The following is a 15645-nucleotide window of genomic DNA, read 5'->3' on the forward strand; positions in this document are numbered from 1 at the left end:
CCACCTGCGCGGCCCAGGAACAAAAACGCGACCAGTCAGTGGACGTCGGCGAGGCCCTCTGGCAGCGGCCCGTGATGCACCACGTGCAGGCGCCGGGTCGGCCGGGTCATCGCCACGTAGAGATCGCCGGCGCGGTCCGACTCGGGCATCAGCTCGGCCGGTTCGCCGAGCACGACGACGTCGAACTCCAGTCCCTTGCTGCCCGCCGGGTCGAGCAGGACCACCTCATCGGTGAGGTCGACCAGGGCCGACACCCCGAGAACCTCGAGCAGCTCCGCGTGGCGGTGCCGCGCCGCGACCACGGCGAGCCGGCCGCCGGCGAGGTTCTTCCGCTCGGCCTCGACGGCCGCACGCAGCCCTGTCGTCAGGTCGTCGACCCGCGTGATCGCCAGGGCGTCGTCGATGTCCCGGGCCGAGGTGACCGGCGTCGGCGGGTGCTCGGGGTCGGCCGCGATCGCCACCCGCCGGGCGGCGTCCATGATGTCCGACGGCGTCCGGTAGTTCACTGTGAGGGTCGCCAACCGCCACCGGCCGCGCAGCGGCCCGTCGAGGGTCGCTCCCCAGTCCGAGGTGCCGGCCCGGGCCGATGTCTGCGAGACGTCGCCGACGATGGTCATCGACCGGGTCGGGTTGCGGCGCAGCAGCGCGCGCCAGGCCATCGCGGAGAGCTCCTGGGCCTCGTCGACCACGACGTGCCCGTAGGTCCAGCTGCGGTCCGCGTACGCGCGTTCGGCCGTCGTCTGCCGGGGACCGGAGGTCGCGAACCGGTCGGCGAGGACCTCGGCGGAGACCATGCCGCCGCCCGCGCCGCTGGCCTCCAGGACCTCGCGGGCGTACTCGACCTCCTGCGCACGCTGGGTCTCGGCCTCGCGGGCCCGGGCCCGGTCGGCCTCCTCGTCCGCACCGATGAGTTCGGCGGCCTCGTCGATGAGCGGGACGTCGGCGGGGGTCCATTCGCCGTCGGTCCGCTCGAGCAGTCTGCGCTCGGTGGCGGTCAGCATCGGGGCAGCGTCCGCGAGCCGGTGCGGTTTCGCGTACAGGTCGGCCAGCAGGCCGGTCGCGGACAACGGCATCCAGCACAGGTTCAGTGCCACCCGCACGTCTCGCGCGGAGCGGAGCTCCTCGAGCACCTCCACGTGGTCGTCCTCACCGAGACCGGGGACCATCTCGGCGTACTGACGGGACAGGGCGGTGAGCATCTGGCGCACGAACGTCACCCGGGCGAGGTTGTGCGGCGTGCGCCCTCGCCGGGCCCGGGCCTGGGCCTCGCGCACCTCGGCCGGACGCAGTGTGAGCCGGACCGAGCCGACCTTCAGCTCCCGCTCCGGCAGCACCCGCTGCCGGGCCCGCACGGCCGAGCCGATGATCCGCGCCCACACGGCGCGGCCCTTGATCTCGGCGACCCGGTCCGGCTCGATGCCGCGTGCGCTCACGCCCGGTACCAGGTCGGCCATCGTCGAGGCGACCACGCCGGTCTCACCGAGGGAGGGCAGCACCTGCTCGATGTAGCGCAGGAACACCCGGCTCGGCCCGATCATCAGGACTCCGGACCGCTCGAGGCGCTGCCGGTGCGCGTACAGCAGATAGGCGGCGCGGTGCAGGGCCACCGCGGTCTTCCCGGTGCCGGGGCCGCCCTGGACCACCAGGACCCCGTCCAGGCTGGAGCGGATCACCGCGTCCTGCTCGGCCTGGATGGTGGCCACGATGTCGCCCATCCGGCCGGTGCGCTGGGCGTTCAACGCGGCCAGCAGGGCGCCCTCGCCGGAGAGGTTCACCTCGGCGGCATCGGTGAGTGCGTCCAGGTCGAGCACGTCGTCCTCGACCGCGATCACCTTGCGCGCGCGGGTCTGCAGGTGCCGGCGTAGGACCAGGTCACCGGGGGCCGCCGCGGTCGCCTGGTAGAAGGCGCGGGCAGCCGGTGCCCGCCAGTCGGTGAGCATGGGGGCGTGGTCGTCGTCCGAGAGGCCGATCCGCCCGACGTACCGGCGCCCGCCGTCGCGCAGGTCCATCCGTCCGAACACGAGCCTGTCCTCGACCGCGTCGAGCTGGGCGAGGCGGTCCTCGTACAGGGTCGCGAACGCGTCGCGCTCGGAGCGGTTCTGGGGCGAGCCCGACGGACCTTCGCGCCGCACCTGCGCCAGCCGCTGGGTGGTGTGCTCGCGCAACTCGTCCAGGCGGGCATAGACGGCGTCCAGATACGTCTGCTCGGCGAACGGCACGATGTTCTTGGTGGGTTCGGTCGCGGTCACGATGTGATCGGATCTCCCTCAGTGCTCGGCGGCAGTTCTCGGTGCTCCGTGGATCGGACGGCCGTCCATTATCCCCCTGATCGGCGAGGTCCGCGCCGCGATGTCCACTCTCCGGTCGAGGAGGATGATGGGGAATGACACCGGCGGTCCTCGTGTTGGATCGGGGGAGAGGTGAGTGACATGACGAAGGACCCACGAGAGTTGTACAGCCGCAGCGACGGCCCGGTGGACCTGCGCGACGGCGAGGTGCCGGTACTGGTGCATGCCCTGCAGGGAGCCATGGACGCCGGCCACGCCGGTCGGCTGATGGCCCGCCACCTGACCCGCAAGCTGCCCAGTGAGCGACTCATCGACTTCGATGTGGACGCGCTCCTGGACTACCGTTCCCGCCGCCCGTCGATGGTGTTCGACGACGGCGCGTGGACGTCCTACGAGGACCCCGAGCTCGTCGTGGACCTGATCCGCGACGACGAGGGCGCGCCGGTGCTGCTCCTGCACGGGCTGGAGCCGGACCTGCAGTGGGAACGGTTCGTCGCGGCCGTGCGCACCATCATCGAGGACTTCGGCGTGACCACCACGATCGGTGTGCACGGCGTGCCCATGGGTGTGCCCCACACCCGCCCGATGACGGTCACGGCGCACGCCACCCGGGCGGATCTGATCGGGGAGCACCCGAACTACTTCTCCAACGTCCAGGTGCCCGGCACCGTCTCGGCACTGCTCGAGTTCCGGCTCGGCCAGGAGGGGCGCGACGCGCTCGGCTACGCGGTCAACGTGCCGCACTACCTGGCCCAGATGGAGTACCCGCAGGCGGCCGCGGAACTTGTCCGGCAGATCTCGCGCACCACGGGGCTGAGCCTGCCAGTCGGTGACCTCGAGGCGGCCGGGGCGAAGGTGCGGGCGGACATCGACCGGCAGGTGTCCGGCTCCGAGGAGGTCGGCGCCGTCGTGCACGCGCTCGAGACCCAGTTCGACTCGTTCCTCAGCGCTAACGGTGAGCCCGGGCGCGGATCTCTGACCGCACCGGCGGAGGAACTGCCCAGCGCCGATGAGCTCGGCGCGCAGTTCGAGGCCTACCTTGCCGGCCAGGACGGCGAGGGCGACTGACGAGGGGCCGCCCCTGGTCCACTGATTCACGCGAATCAGTGGAATTCTTGACGAAGACCATGCCAGACTTACCGGTGTTGCAGGCGTTTCACTTACGTACGACCCGGGGCAAGCACAACCGGTGCAGGTCTCACGGACGAACGAGTGGGGCCATTGAGGTGCCATGAGTCCGTCCACACTGGCGTGGGGCGAAGCATTGCGGCATCACCCGGGGTGGGCACAAGGGCCCTCCCCAGAATTGTCCCCGGAAGGACACGCACAACATGGCACAGGGAACCGTCAAGTGGTTCAACGCTGAGAAGGGCTATGGCTTCATCGCCCAGGACGGCGGCGGCGACGACGTCTTCGTCCACTACTCGGCCATTCAGTCCGACGGCTACCGCAGCCTCGAAGAGGCCCAGCGCGTCGAGTTCGAGATCACCCAGGGCCCGAAGGGCCCGCAGGCGGAGAGCGTTCGCGCCGTCTGATCTCGCTCGGTGAGGGGGCCCGCATCCACTGGGTGCGGGCCCTCTCGCATGTCCGGACCCGCCGTGGCGCGCACCGCTCAGGACGAGTGGTCGACGGCGGCGCTCACCTGGGTGGGCCCATCGCCCTCGGCCTTGGTCGCCTCGGGCGCCGGGCCCGCCTCGACCGCCGGCGGCGGGTCCGTGAAGGGGCGCGAGGTGCCCACGAACACGTCGAACGCGGAGCCGTGGACCAGGCTCGCCGGCGCCGGCAGGGTCCGCACCCGCCGGTCCAGATGGGCCAGGGGCAGCGGCTCGGCGGAGCCGACCAGCACGACGTTGCCGTACCGGCGGCCCTTCAGCACGCCCGGCTCCGCGATCACGGCGGTGTGCTCGAACACCTCGGCCACGGTCGCCGCCTCCCGACGGGCCAGTGGCAGCGGTGGATGGTCGGCGGTGTTCGCCAGGTAGAGCCCGCCGGGCGCGAGGACCCGGGCCACCTCGCGGGTGAACTCGACGGTGCGTAGGTGCGCCGGGACGGATCGGTCCGCGAACGCGTCCCGGATGACGGCGTCGTAGCTGTCGGTGCGGGCGGTCGTCGTGGTGCGCCGGGCGTCGTCGACCCGGATCCGGAGCAGGGGGGAGCGGGGCAGGTCGAACCAGTCGCGCACGTACTGGGCGAGGAGGGCGTCGACCTCGACGGCGAGCTGCCGCGACTCCGGCCAGGTAGCGTCCACCGCCCGGGCCAGGGCGCAGCCGGCCGCACCCAGGTGCAGGGCCCGGACGCCGCCGCCCTCGGGCAGGGACTCCTCAAGCGCGGCGAGCATCTGCTGCATGTACTCGAACATCAGCCGACGGGGGTCGGCGAGGTCGAGATGGGAGCTCTCCACACCGTCGAGGAGGACCAGCACGCCATCCGGATCGGCATTGTCGGTGGTCAGTTCTACAGTCGACAGCGAGGTTGGAACGGGGCCGGTCGGCCACGGCGACCGCTGCGATCGTTGCGGAACGGCGCGGGAGCGCGGTGAGCGGCGGCGGGCCATGGACAGACCGTACCTCTTGACAGGTTCGAACACGTGTTCGATACTGGATGGAGATCGAACACCGGCCCGGCAGCCCGGCGGTCGATCGAAGGTGGAACAGGACGGAGGCAGGCGAGATGGCGGCATACACGAGTCCCGAGCAGCTCCTGCGTCGCGCCCAGGCCGAGCTCGACGAGGTCGGGGTCGGTACCGGCGCACGCTCGGTGTTCCTGCATGCCCACATGGCCGGGCTCCGCGCGGCGGCCGCGGTCGTCGCCGTCGGAACGGGAGCGGTCCCGGTGCCGGCCAGGCGTCGGCGTGCCGTGCGCAGCGTCTGGGAGCAACTCGCCGAGGCGGGCGAGCAGTGGCAGCCTTGGGCCGTGTACTTCGCAAGCGGTGCTCCGATCAGGGCGGCGATCGACTCCGACCGGGATGTCGCGCTGAGCGTCGAGCGCGCCCAGGAGACGTTCGAGGCGGCGACCGAGTTCCTCGGGCTCGCAGGAGAGCACGTGCTGCGGGCGTCCGCGGCGCGGGACCTGCGTGTGTCCGCGTTGGCGTCATGAGACCGGTATGAGCCGGGGTCCGCGCGGCGCCGGGGCGAACCGCGACTGGGGCAGCGACGACTCACGGACCCCGATCCTGCACGTGGACATGGACGCGTTCTTCGCCGCGGTCGAACTGATCGACCGTCCGGAACTGCACGGCCGGCCGGTCATCGTCGGTGGTCAGCACCGCGGTGTGGTCCTCTCGGCGACCTATGAGGCGCGGGCCGCCGGGGTCCACTCGGCGATGCCGATGGCGCAGGCGCGCGCGTTGTGCCCGCAGGCGATCGTGATCCAACCCGAGCATGGGCGCTACCGCGAGGTGTCCCAGTCGGTGATGCGGATCCTCGGCGAGGTCACCCCCGTGATCGAACCCCTGAGCATCGACGAGGCGTTCCTCGACGTCTCCGGGGCGAGGCGTCGGATCGGGCCTCCGCGGCTCATAGCCGAGCAGATCCGTGAGCGGATCCGCTCCGAGCTCAAGGTGGTCGCGTCGGTCGGTATCGCCTCGACGAAGTTCGTCGCGAAGCTCGCGTCCAGCCACGCGAAGCCGGACGGCCTGTTGCTGATCCCGGACGAGTCGAGTGTGCCGTTCCTGCACTCGCTGCCGGTCGGTGCGCTCTGGGGAGTCGGCGAGCGTACTCAGGCGAACCTGGCTCGACTGGCCATCCACACGGTCGCCGACCTTGCCAACACCCCGGTCGGGACCCTGAACCGGCTCCTCGGCAACTCCGCCGGCGGGCGGCTGTTCGACCTGTCCTGGGGGCGCGATCCACGGCCGGTGCAGCCCGTCCGTCAGGAGAAGTCCATCGGTCACGAGCAGACGTTCGCGATCAACCTCACCGGGCGGGCGGAGATGGCCGCGGTCCTGCTCGATCAGGCGCACCGGTGCGCGGCTCGCCTGCGCGCAGGCGATCTGGTCACCGCCGGGGTCTCGATCAAGGTGCGGTTCGCGGACTTCACCACACTGACCCGGTCGCGTGCCCTGGAGGCTCCGACGGACGTCGCGCACGAGCTGTACCAGGCTGCGCGGGCGCTGTTGGCGGGCGTGGACGTGCCGGCCGGGGGAGTGCGACTCCTGGGCGTCCGGTGTGACGCACTCAGCGATTCCGCGACCACGGTGGTGCAGGCCCGACTCGACGATCCGGGGGAGGAACGTCGCGAGGCGGAGCGCGCGATGGACGCCGTCCGGGCCAGATATGGAGTGAATGCGCTCACAGCAGGGTCACTGCTATCCGTTCCGGCTACCGCGAACCGCTCAGGGGACTTAAACTAAGATTCAACAGCCCCGCACGGGGGCGGTCCGGAAACCTTTTGGGAGGTGACATGCCTCTCTCTGAGTACGAGCAACGCGTGCTGGAGCAGATGGAGCAGCAGTTGCGCTCCGACGACCCCAAGCTCGCGGATGCCATCTCCGGCACGCCGACGCGCCGACCCTTGCACGTGGTGCTCGGCACACTCGTGGCGCTGGCCGGGCTGGGCATGCTCGTTGGTGGCGTGGCCAGCCAGTTCATTCCACTCGGCATCGCCGGCTTCCTCGCCATGTTCGGTGGCGTCATGTGGGCCATCTCGCGGCCCCGGGTGGGGAGCCCGGTACCGAGCGGCGAGGCCGGCAAGGCCTCGAACGTGAGTCGGATGAAGCCACGGAAGTCTTCGTTCATGACACGGCTCGAGGAGCGCTGGGACCGCCGGCGCGGCGACGGTCAGTGAGGCACCGGACCTGCAGTACCGAGCCGGACCTGTAGTACCGAGGAGCAGTACCGAGGGTGTCGTCCGAACGCATTCGAGCGGACTCACCCGGTGACATGCGGCCGCAGTGGCGCGGCCTCCCGCGTCCCATGCCGGGACGGATGCGGCCCACGAAGCCGTCGCGGTCGTTGCGCGCACTCCGGGTGGAGCGCGCGCCGGTGTTGGCATTCGCGCAATGGCGGAACGCGCTCAGGTCAGCGGCGGACGACCCGCTCAGAGACGGAACGCTGTCAGCGGCGCGTACCCGCAGCCTGCCGCCCGGCGGCCTTGGCGCCGGCAACCACCTGCTCCGCCCAGAGGTCGACGTTCACCGGATCGGCCACGGAGGCATCGGAGCGCCCGTACCGCTCGGTCGCCACCGCGTCCGCGAGCTGACGGATCGCGGCTGCCGCGTCGGGCTCGAGACGTTCCGCCGCCGCCCGCGCCAGCGCCTTCGGCGTCAGCGCGGGTGAGGTGTCGAACCCGGCCCGACCGAGCGCTCGAAGTGCTCGTTCCCAGTGGTGTTCGAGCGTGCTTCCCGAGGCCCGCCGGCGCCGCCAGGCACCGACGGCGGCGAGGAGCACGATCAACCCGGAGATCACGGCGAGCACCACGGCCACGTTGGAGCGCTGGGCACTCGAGGAGTCGGGTGCTGTGGTCGACGGCGTCGTGGCAGCCGGTCCGGTGGTCGGGGCCGGTGAGGTCGCGGCCGTGGTGGGCGCCTGCGTCGCGGTCGGCTCCTGGCTCGGCTCCGCACCCGTGGCCGGGGTGGGTGCCCACGCGGGCGCGTCCCCGGACTGCAGGCTGGGGGTCGGCTCGAACCGCACCCAGCCGACGTCGGGGAACAAGACCTGGGGCCAGGCATGCGCACGGTGCGCGGAGATCACGTTGACGCCGTCCGGGCGGGTCTCGCCGGGCAGGAATCCGATCGCGACCCGGGTCGGGATGTCGAGCGTGCGCAGCATGATCGCCATCGCAGTCGCAAACTGAACGCAGTACCCGTTCCGGTCGTTGAGGAAGTCCCAGACCGCATCGGTGGTGCGGGCACCCTCGATGGTCTGCGTATAGACGAACAGGGCGTCGTCGCGAAGGAAGTTCTGGATCGCGAGTACCTGCTCGTACGGCGACGTCGCACCGGCCTCGTCCACGACCTCCCGGGTCAGGTCTGCGATCTCCTGCCCGTACCCCGTGTCGGGGACCTCAAGCAGTTGTGGGTCGACGTCGAGGGACCGCGGATCGAGCGTGTTCAGCGCAGCGGCGCTGAGATTCCGTTGCGTGAACTCCACGCCATATGTGAACGGTGACGGGGGCGAACCCTGCGCGATGACCTCGTCGGCCGTCGGGTCGTAGGCCCAGGCCCCCTCGACCGATACCGATCGGGGCTCTCCGGGTACCAGCAGCCGGTCCTGCCCGAGGTCATGGATGGTGATCGTGGCCTGCTGACCGGACCCACCGCCCGGATCGTCCTGCGGCCACAACACCTGGCCCTCGACCGCCACCGTGTCACCGGGCGCGCCGCGCTCCCAGGTGCTGCCGTTGAACTCGGTGAGGGTGTAGGCCTGAAGCGGCCCGAGCTGGGCGGGCGTGACGCCCTGGTAGGTCACCAGGAGCACGTCCTCGTCCCGCTGCAGGTTCTCCCGCAGGTCCAGGCCGAGATCCAGCCGGGTGGAGTTGGACGAGCTCAGGTCATAGAGGGTGTGCAGGCGCACCGGGCTCGGGAGCCGGAGCAGGCTGGGTGCCCCGACGAGGGTCACCAGGAGGGTCGCCGCCACCACGGTCGCGCTCGCCGTGACGGCCCGGCGCCGCAACGTACCGGCCTCACGTCGTCTCGACCGGGGCGTCGGTTCGTGGGCTCGCGCCTGGACGGCGAGCAGCATCAGGAAGCTCAGGCCGGCCACGACGAACACCCATGTGTGCACCCGCGCACCGATCACCACCGGAACCGTCCACAGCCCCAGAAGTGGCAGCGCGGCCCATGCCGGCGCGCCGGCTCCGACCCCCAGAAGCTCCGCGAACAGGTAGACGACCACCATCCCGGTGACCACGAGCAGTCCGACTCCGACGTTGCCGGAGATCGGCGGTGTGGACTCGCGGGCAGCCACGAGACCGGAGTCGACGAGGGCGCGCAACTCGTGGATGGACGCCCTCGTGGGCAGGATCCCGAGCAGCGCCGAGCCGGGCGCGAAGATCGCGGCCACCGTGAAGGCGGCCACCACGAGGCCGATCAGCGTCGGCAGCAGGTCCGAGCGCAGGAATCGGCGTGCGAGCAGGACCGCCCCCGCGACGACGAGGAGGGCGAGGACACCCTTGCGCAGCCACACGTCCTGATCGACGAGCCGCGCCAGCGCGAACGTCGATGCCAACGTGGCGACCAGGACCGCCCCGGTTGCCGGCAGGCGGCGGCCCATCAGCGGACACCCACCGTGAGCAGATCGGACCAGGCGTCGGCGGTCGAGGCGTCGGGACCCACCTGTGACACGCTCCAGCCCTCCGACTCCAGCGGCCCCAGGTCCGTGCCCGCGACCGTGGACACCACCAGTGCGAAGCAGCGGCGGCGTCCGGCCAACGGCGCGATCCGGTCGATCAACGCCTCCTCGGGTTCCCGGAGGACCACCATGAGGATCGGGGCACCGCTGCCGCGGGCCCGGCGCATGAGCTCGGCGTGTACGTCGTCCCGGATGTCGGCGGGGATGGCCTCGGCCCGGGCGAGCAGGTCCAGCGCCTCGGTCTGCGACGGGCCGACCAGTGGTTCGTCGCTCGCGCCACCGCGGGTGGTGTGGTGCGTGGCGAGCCGGACCCGGTACCGGTGCCGGATCAGCGAGACCGCCAGGGACGCCGTGGCGCTGACTGCCCACTCCGTCCCGTTCTCGGGGGAATGGTCCTCCGATGCGCCCAGATCGAGGAGGACGTCCACGCCGTGCGTCGTCGACGGCTCGTCCTGGCGGACCATCAGGGCGCCCAGGCGCGCGGAGCTGCGCCAGTGCACCCGATGCAGATCGTCGCCGCGCTGATACTCGCGCAGCGTCAGGTCCTCGAGATTGCGCTGCGGGCTGCCCTGGGGCCGGGACACAGCCGCGTCCAGCGTCACCGCGCGGATCTCCCGGGTCAGATCGGTGTACCGGGGCCAGACGATCACCTCGTCCGTCGGACCACTGGTGACGCGCCAGCGCACGAGGTTCAGGGGGTCGGAGCGATGCACTGTCGCCGGGCCGAGGGAGAACACGCCCCGACTCGGCGGGGTGATCGTGTAGCCGCCCCCGCTGGTCCCGCTCCGGTGCAGGGCGCTCGGCACGCGCTCACGCAGAGTCGTCCACGGCCCGAGCCGGACATCTGTGGTGTGCAGCCGGACCGTCGCGCTGGAACCCGCCGTCGGGCGCTGTGGGATGACCGTGCGCACCACCGCCGCCGGCTTCGAGGTGGCCCGGGTGACCAGCGACCAGAGCAGGCTGACCAGCGGCACCGCGACCACCAGACCCGCGATCCGCGCGAGCGTGAGCGACTGCATGGACGCGGCCAGCACGGCCAGGACGGCCCCGCTGATCAGCAGGCCGATCGCCCGGGCGCTCAGTCGCACGGCAGGATCCTCACGCAGGCACGGGCACGGTGCGCAGGATCTCGTCCAGGATCTCCGGGGCCTCGGCGCGCCCGCGCCGCGCCGATCGGGTGAGGGCGAGCCGGTGGGCCAGCACCGGCAGGGTGTTGTGCTGGACGTCGTCCGGGAGGACGAAGTCCCGCCCGGCCATCACGGCACGGGCCTTGGACAGCGCCACAAGTTGCAGGCCGGCCCGGGGCGAGGCGCCCAGCTCGACGTACGCGTGCTCCCGGGTGGCCCGCACCAGACTCAGCACGTATCGCAGCACGGCGTCGGAGACGAAGATCTCCTTCACCTCGGCGATGATCCGGAGCGTCTCGGCCTGTGACAGCACCGGGGTCACCGCCTCCAGCGGATCGCGGAACCCGCCCGAGGCGAGCAACTCGAGCTCGTCCTGAGCGGGCGGGTAGCCGATCGAGGACTGGGCCATGAACCGGTCCCGCTGCGCCTCGGGCAGCGGGTAGGTGCCCTCCATCTCGACGGGGTTCTGGGTCGCGATCACCATGAACGGCTGCGGCAGCGGGTGGGACCGGCCGTCGACCGTCACCTGCCGCTCCTGCATCGACTCCAGCAGCGCCGACTGCGTCTTCGGGGAGGCCCGGTTGATCTCGTCGCCGATGACCACGGTGGCGAACAGCGGGCCGGGGTGGAACTCGAACTCCCCGGACTCCTGCTTGTAGATCGTGATCCCGGTCAGGTCGCTCGGCAGGAGGTCGGGGGTGAACTGGATCCGCCCGACCGTGCCCTCGACGGAGGCAGCCAGGGCCTTGGCAAGCGTGGTCTTGCCGACACCGGGCACGTCCTCGAGCAGCAGGTGCCCCTGTGCGAGGAAGACGGCGATCGCGGTCGCGACCGCTTCATCGCGTCCATGGACCACAGATCGGAGGCTGCGCTGCAGAGCATCGATCGATCGCCCCGTCTCGGTCAGGTCGACGGTGTGCTGCTGCTGCGCCATGGCCCGAGCCTATTGGGTCACGACCGCCCGCGTTCGATGAAGTGATGGGTGGATCGGCACGATCGATTTCCTCCACTTCGCACCACCGGTTCTGACCTGCATGTTTGCACGTGATCTTCACGACTCGGCACGCGATCTGCCTTGTGGGTGGAGCAAAGTGGAGTAGCGTGGGGCCATCCGGAGTGAAGTGGGAAGGGGGTGGGTGATGTTTCTCGGTACGTACGAGCCTCGGCTGGACGAGAAGGGCCGCCTGATCCTGCCCGCCAAGTTCCGCGACGAGATGGCGCCCGGGGTCTTCATCACGCGGGGCCAGGACCGCTGTCTGTACGCCTTCCCGCGCGATGAGTTCGAGCGCGTGCACACCGAACTCCGGCAGGCCTCCAGTGCGGACAAGCGCACCCGCGACTACATGCGGGTGTTCCTCTCCGGGGCGTCCGAGGAGATCCCGGACCGGCAGGGTCGCGTCACGATCCCCGCGAACCTGCGGAAATACGCCGGCCTCAACCGGGAGCTGGCCGTGATCGGCACCGGCACCCGGATCGAGATCTGGGACGCCGAGGCATGGGCCACCTACCTCGAGGCCTCCGAGCAGGCCTTCGCCGACATCAGCGAGGAGGTGATCCCGGGTCTCTGACGCACCACCGCCCCGCGAGGTCTCTCACCGCGACTCTGACGCACTTCCCCGGCGCCAGAGCAGGCGGGGGGAGTCCTGGTCGGGCGGCGGAGGGCCTCCCGACCAACCACTCGCTCCACGTCCCACCACGCACTCCACTTCCCACCACCGAACGGACCGAGCCCCGCAGGAAGGCCCCATGAGCTCCGAAGACATCGACGGCAGGCACATTCCCGTGCTCGCCGACCGGTGCGTCGAGCTGCTCGGTCCCGCACTTGCCGAACCCGGCGCCGTCTATGTGGACGGCACGCTCGGGCTCGGCGGTCACAGCGAGCTGGTGCTGACCCGCTTTCCACACGTGCGGGTCATCGGCATCGACCGGGACCCGGCCGCCCTCGCCCTGGCCGGAGCACGGCTTGCCCCGTTCTCCGACCGGTTCACGCCGGTCCACGCGGTCCATGACTCGATCGGCGACGTCGTCGCCGCCCACACCGAAACCGGTCGGGTGCAGGGGATCCTCCTCGACCTCGGCGTCTCCTCGATGCAGCTCGACGAGCCGGAGCGCGGGTTCGCCTACGCGCAGGACGCGCCGCTGGACATGCGCATGGACCAGACCACCGGGCGCACCGCGGCCGAACTGCTCGCTTCGGAGTCGGAGCACGAGCTGCGCACGATCCTCTACCGCTACGGCGACGAGAAGTTCGCCCCCCGGATCGCCCGGGCCATCATCGCCCGGCGCGAGAGCGACCCGGTGACCCGGTCCGGGCAGCTGGTGGACCTCGTCCGCGACAACATCCCGCAGGCCGCCCGGCGCACCGGCGGGAACCCCGCGAAGCGGACCTTCCAGGCCCTGCGGATCGCCGTGAACGCCGAGCTCGAGGTCCTCGAGCGTGCGATCCCCGCCGCCGTGGCCACCCTGGCCGTCGGCGGGCGGATCGTCGTCATGTCCTTCCAGTCGCTGGAGGACCGGATCGTCAAGCGGGCGCTGGCCCGCGGAGCGACCTCCTCCACCCCACCGGGTCTCCCGGTGGAACTGAGTGAGCACGAGCCCTACCTGCGGTTGCTCACCCGCGGTGCCGAGGAGGCCGACGCGGCCGAACAGGCCCGCAACCCCCGCTCGGCCTCGGTCCGGCTCCGGGCCGCCGAGCGGTTGCGCCCCACCCCCACCCACCTGGAGGCCCACTCATGAGCGCCATGCCGGCCCGCGCCCCTCGGACGGCGCGACCGCTCGCCGTCCCGACGTGGCGGCCACGGTTGCGGATCGTTCGCGCGCCTGCACCCGCCCGGACCGTGCTCCCGTTCATCCTGTTGTGCATGGCCATCCTCGGCGGCGCACTCCTGGGTGCCCTGGCGCTGAACACGGCGATGGCCACGACGGCGTACGAGATGCGTGACCAGGAGGTCGCGCTCGCCCGGCTCTCGGAGGAGCAGCAGGTGCTCGCCCAGCAGGTGGACACGCTCGGCTCGCCCGCGGCACTGTCCGCACGGGCGGCGGCGCTCGGCATGGTGCCGGCGGAGGGCATGAGTTACATCCTGCTCGAGCAGGGCACCGTGCTCGGCGAGGCGGCCGGGCTGATCGGCGAGGACGGGTGAGAAGGATGGCGCGAGGACAGAACCCCTTCACAGCGGTCGGGACACCGGAGAAGCGGCAGACGGTCCTGCTCGCCGCCCTCCTGGCGGTGATGATGGTCTTCGCCGGCCGCCTCATCTACGTCCAGGCGATCATCGGGCCATCCCTGGCCCAGGCGGCGCTCGATGGGCGTACTCGGACCTACACCTTGACAGGCGCTCGGGGTGACATCCTCGATGCCCGGGGAACCGTGCTGGCCACGACGGTTGAGACCTACACGGTCGCGGTGGATCAGCGCCAGATCCCGGACTTCCGTCTCTACGACGAGGAGGGCGAGGAGGTGGTCAGCTACGGCGCCGCTGCCGCCGCCCAGGTGCTCGCTCCGGTGCTCGGTGTGGACGCCAACGTGCTCGGAGCGCAACTCGTCGGAGAGGACGGCTACCACGTGTTGGCCCGGGACGTCTCGCCGGAACTGTGGCAGCAGATCGCGGCCCTCGGCGTGAACGGGGTGTACTCCGAGGACACGTTCGAAAGGGTCTACCCGAACGGCGCCACGGCCGGCAACATCCTCGGCTGGGTGAACGCAGACGGCGACGGCGCAGCCGGCATCGAGCAGACCCAGAACTCCGATCTGCTCGGCACCGACGGCCAGCTCCAGGTTGAGATCGGCGCGTCCGGTCAGGTTATCCCGACCGGGCAGCAGACCACCACCCCGGCGATGCCGGGCTGCGACGTGCAACTGACCATCGACGCGGACATCCAGTGGCACACCCAGCAGGTGATCGATGACGCGGTGGACACCTACGGGGCGAGTTGGGGCGCGGTCGTCGTGATCGAGCGCAGCACCGGCCGGATCATCGCGCTCGCGGACTCCGACAGCGTGGACCCGAACAATCCTGGGGCCTCCGCGGCAGAGGACCGTGGTGCCCGTTCGGTGACGAGCCCGTACGAACCGGGTTCGACCGGCAAGGTGCTCACCATTCTGAGCGCGCTCGAGGAGGGCGTGATCACACCGACCAGCCCGATCGAGGACCCGTACCGGCTCACCACAGACAACGGTCAGACGTTCCGCGACCACACCGAGCACCCCGATCAGGTGCTCACCCCGGCTGGTGTGCTCGCCGAGTCCGCGAACACCGGGACGGTCAACATCGGCAGCCTCATGTCGGACGCCACCCGGTATGAGTACATGCAGCGGCTCGGCTGGGCGGAAGCCACGGGGATCGGGCTGCCCGGGGAATCCGGGGGCATCCTCGCCGCCCCGGACGACTGGGACGGCCGCCAGCGCTTCACCACGATGTTCGGTCAGGGCGTGGCCGTGACGCTGCTGCAGAACACCGGGGTCTTCGCCACGATCGCGAACGACGGTGTCCACATCACCCCCCGCCTGGTGGACGGCTACGACTGCGACGGAGAGTTCATCACGAACGAGCCGGCAGAACCCGAGCAGGTGGTCTCGCCGGAGAGCAGCGAGCAGATGATCCGGATGCTCGAAAGCGTCGTCGGCGACGACGGCACCGGAGAGCATGCCGCGATCGAGGGGTACCGGATCGCCGGCAAGACCGGGACGGCCCAGGTGGCCGACGAGACCGGGGAGCTCAACGACGTTGCCGCATCGTTCGTCGGCATCGCCCCGGCCGACGATCCCGACCTGGCCGTCGGCGTGGTCATCTACAACCCGTCCAGCGGGATCTACGGCGGCACCATCGCTGCCCCGGTGTTCCACGATGTCACCGCGTTCGCCCTGCAGTCTCGCGGCGTCGCGCCCAGCACGGAGCCGGCGGACCCCTACCCGCTGACGCCGGATGCCTCCTGAAACGGTAG

14 protein-coding genes are annotated in these 15645 nt (G+C 70.9%); 9 read left to right on the top strand and 5 right to left on the bottom strand.

Annotation, left to right across the window (positions count from 1 at the left end):
* Positions 1-35 precede the first annotated feature (35 nt).
* Complete coding sequence (locus KCQ71_RS24085) at positions 36-2249, bottom strand: HelD family protein (protein ID WP_223411243.1); 2214 nt, start codon at positions 2247-2249, stop codon at positions 36-38.
* A 180-nt stretch (positions 2250-2429) separates the two neighbouring features.
* Between KCQ71_RS24085 and KCQ71_RS24090 the strand changes: the two genes are divergently transcribed.
* Both KCQ71_RS24090 and KCQ71_RS24095 read left to right on the top strand, forming a co-directional pair.
* Positions 2430-3356 carry a PAC2 family protein gene (locus KCQ71_RS24090; RefSeq protein ID WP_223411244.1) on the top strand — a complete coding sequence of 309 codons (927 nt, stop codon included), beginning with the start codon at positions 2430-2432 and terminating at the stop codon, positions 3354-3356.
* Positions 3357-3619: 263 nt separating this feature from the next.
* Positions 3620-3823, top strand: a complete 204-nt coding sequence (locus KCQ71_RS24095; RefSeq protein WP_133108871.1) for a cold-shock protein — start codon at positions 3620-3622, stop codon at positions 3821-3823.
* 77 nt (positions 3824-3900) lie between these two features.
* Here the strand turns inward: KCQ71_RS24095 and KCQ71_RS24100 are convergent, their stop codons facing one another.
* Positions 3901-4842, bottom strand: a complete 942-nt coding sequence (locus KCQ71_RS24100) for a spermidine synthase (RefSeq protein WP_223411314.1) — start codon at positions 4840-4842, stop codon at positions 3901-3903.
* A gap of 116 nt (positions 4843-4958) precedes the next feature.
* On the opposite strand from KCQ71_RS24100, the gene KCQ71_RS24105 reads away from it, so the two are divergent.
* The 3 genes from KCQ71_RS24105 to KCQ71_RS24115 are packed head-to-tail and all read left to right on the top strand — an operon-like array spanning position 4959 to position 7073.
* Positions 4959-5384, top strand: a complete 426-nt coding sequence (locus tag KCQ71_RS24105) for an SAV_6107 family HEPN domain-containing protein (RefSeq protein ID WP_223411245.1) — start codon at positions 4959-4961, stop codon at positions 5382-5384.
* Between the two features lie 7 nt (positions 5385-5391).
* Positions 5392-6639, top strand: a complete 1248-nt coding sequence (dinB, locus tag KCQ71_RS24110) for a DNA polymerase IV (protein ID WP_223411246.1) — start codon at positions 5392-5394, stop codon at positions 6637-6639.
* Positions 6640-6689: 50 nt separating this feature from the next.
* Positions 6690-7073, top strand: a complete 384-nt coding sequence (locus KCQ71_RS24115) for an SCO2097 family morphological protein (protein WP_223411247.1) — start codon at positions 6690-6692, stop codon at positions 7071-7073.
* 269 nt (positions 7074-7342) lie between these two features.
* On the opposite strand, the gene KCQ71_RS24120 is transcribed toward KCQ71_RS24115, so the two are convergent.
* From KCQ71_RS24120 to KCQ71_RS24130, 3 genes are read right to left on the bottom strand one after another with little or no spacing between them, the layout of a single operon-like run.
* Positions 7343-9499 (bottom strand): transglutaminase TgpA family protein, encoded by a 2157-nt coding sequence (locus KCQ71_RS24120; protein ID WP_223411248.1) that lies wholly within the window; start codon positions 9497-9499, stop codon positions 7343-7345.
* Positions 9499-10665, bottom strand: coding sequence for a DUF58 domain-containing protein (locus KCQ71_RS24125; RefSeq protein ID WP_223411249.1), 1167 nt, complete (start codon positions 10663-10665; stop codon positions 9499-9501). The genes KCQ71_RS24120 and KCQ71_RS24125 overlap by 1 nt, the downstream gene beginning before the upstream one ends.
* Before the next feature lie 10 nt (positions 10666-10675).
* Positions 10676-11638 (bottom strand): AAA family ATPase, encoded by a 963-nt coding sequence (locus KCQ71_RS24130; protein ID WP_223411250.1) that lies wholly within the window; start codon positions 11636-11638, stop codon positions 10676-10678.
* Between the two features lie 205 nt (positions 11639-11843).
* Between KCQ71_RS24130 and mraZ the strand changes: the two genes are divergently transcribed.
* The 4 genes from mraZ to KCQ71_RS24150 all read left to right on the top strand — a co-directional run bounded on the left by mraZ (position 11844) and on the right by KCQ71_RS24150 (position 15637).
* Positions 11844-12272 (top strand): division/cell wall cluster transcriptional repressor MraZ, encoded by a 429-nt coding sequence (gene mraZ, locus KCQ71_RS24135; protein WP_223411251.1) that lies wholly within the window; start codon positions 11844-11846, stop codon positions 12270-12272.
* Between the two features lie 178 nt (positions 12273-12450).
* On the top strand, positions 12451-13440 hold the full coding sequence (gene rsmH / locus KCQ71_RS24140; protein WP_223411252.1) for a 16S rRNA (cytosine(1402)-N(4))-methyltransferase RsmH: 990 nt from the start codon (positions 12451-12453) through the stop codon (positions 13438-13440).
* The gene (gene ftsL, locus KCQ71_RS24145; protein ID WP_223411253.1) at positions 13437-13844 is read left to right on the top strand and encodes a cell division protein FtsL; all 408 of its coding nucleotides are present in this window, start codon (positions 13437-13439) and stop codon (positions 13842-13844) included. The genes rsmH and ftsL overlap by 4 nt, the downstream gene beginning before the upstream one ends.
* A gap of 5 nt (positions 13845-13849) precedes the next feature.
* Positions 13850-15637 carry a peptidoglycan D,D-transpeptidase FtsI family protein gene (locus KCQ71_RS24150; protein ID WP_223411254.1) on the top strand — a complete coding sequence of 596 codons (1788 nt, stop codon included), beginning with the start codon at positions 13850-13852 and terminating at the stop codon, positions 15635-15637.
* Positions 15638-15645: the final 8 nt, after the last annotated feature.

It is taken from the genome of Occultella gossypii, from assembly GCF_019947135.1.
Taxonomy (GTDB): Bacteria; Actinomycetota; Actinomycetes; order Actinomycetales; family Beutenbergiaceae; genus Occultella; species Occultella gossypii.

What these genes read in the sequence shown, in the direction of transcription:
- dinB (WP_223411246.1), top strand. Translation starts at nt 5,392, where the DNA reads ATGAGCCGGGGTCCGCGCGGCGCCGGGGCGAACCGCGACTGGGGCAGC.
- KCQ71_RS24120 (WP_223411248.1), bottom strand. Translation starts at nt 9,499, where the DNA reads ATGGGCCGCCGCCTGCCGGCAACCGGGGCGGTCCTGGTCGCCACGTTG.
- KCQ71_RS24115 (WP_223411247.1), top strand. Translation starts at nt 6,690, where the DNA reads ATGCCTCTCTCTGAGTACGAGCAACGCGTGCTGGAGCAGATGGAGCAG.
- KCQ71_RS24090 (WP_223411244.1), top strand. Translation starts at nt 2,430, where the DNA reads ATGACGAAGGACCCACGAGAGTTGTACAGCCGCAGCGACGGCCCGGTG.
- rsmH (WP_223411252.1), top strand. Translation starts at nt 12,451, where the DNA reads ATGAGCTCCGAAGACATCGACGGCAGGCACATTCCCGTGCTCGCCGAC.
- KCQ71_RS24100 (WP_223411314.1), bottom strand. Translation starts at nt 4,842, where the DNA reads ATGGCCCGCCGCCGCTCACCGCGCTCCCGCGCCGTTCCGCAACGATCG.
- KCQ71_RS24130 (WP_223411250.1), bottom strand. Translation starts at nt 11,638, where the DNA reads ATGGCGCAGCAGCAGCACACCGTCGACCTGACCGAGACGGGGCGATCG.
- KCQ71_RS24095 (WP_133108871.1), top strand. Translation starts at nt 3,620, where the DNA reads ATGGCACAGGGAACCGTCAAGTGGTTCAACGCTGAGAAGGGCTATGGC.
- mraZ (WP_223411251.1), top strand. Translation starts at nt 11,844, where the DNA reads ATGTTTCTCGGTACGTACGAGCCTCGGCTGGACGAGAAGGGCCGCCTG.
- KCQ71_RS24150 (WP_223411254.1), top strand. Translation starts at nt 13,850, where the DNA reads ATGGCGCGAGGACAGAACCCCTTCACAGCGGTCGGGACACCGGAGAAG.
- ftsL (WP_223411253.1), top strand. Translation starts at nt 13,437, where the DNA reads ATGAGCGCCATGCCGGCCCGCGCCCCTCGGACGGCGCGACCGCTCGCC.
- KCQ71_RS24105 (WP_223411245.1), top strand. Translation starts at nt 4,959, where the DNA reads ATGGCGGCATACACGAGTCCCGAGCAGCTCCTGCGTCGCGCCCAGGCC.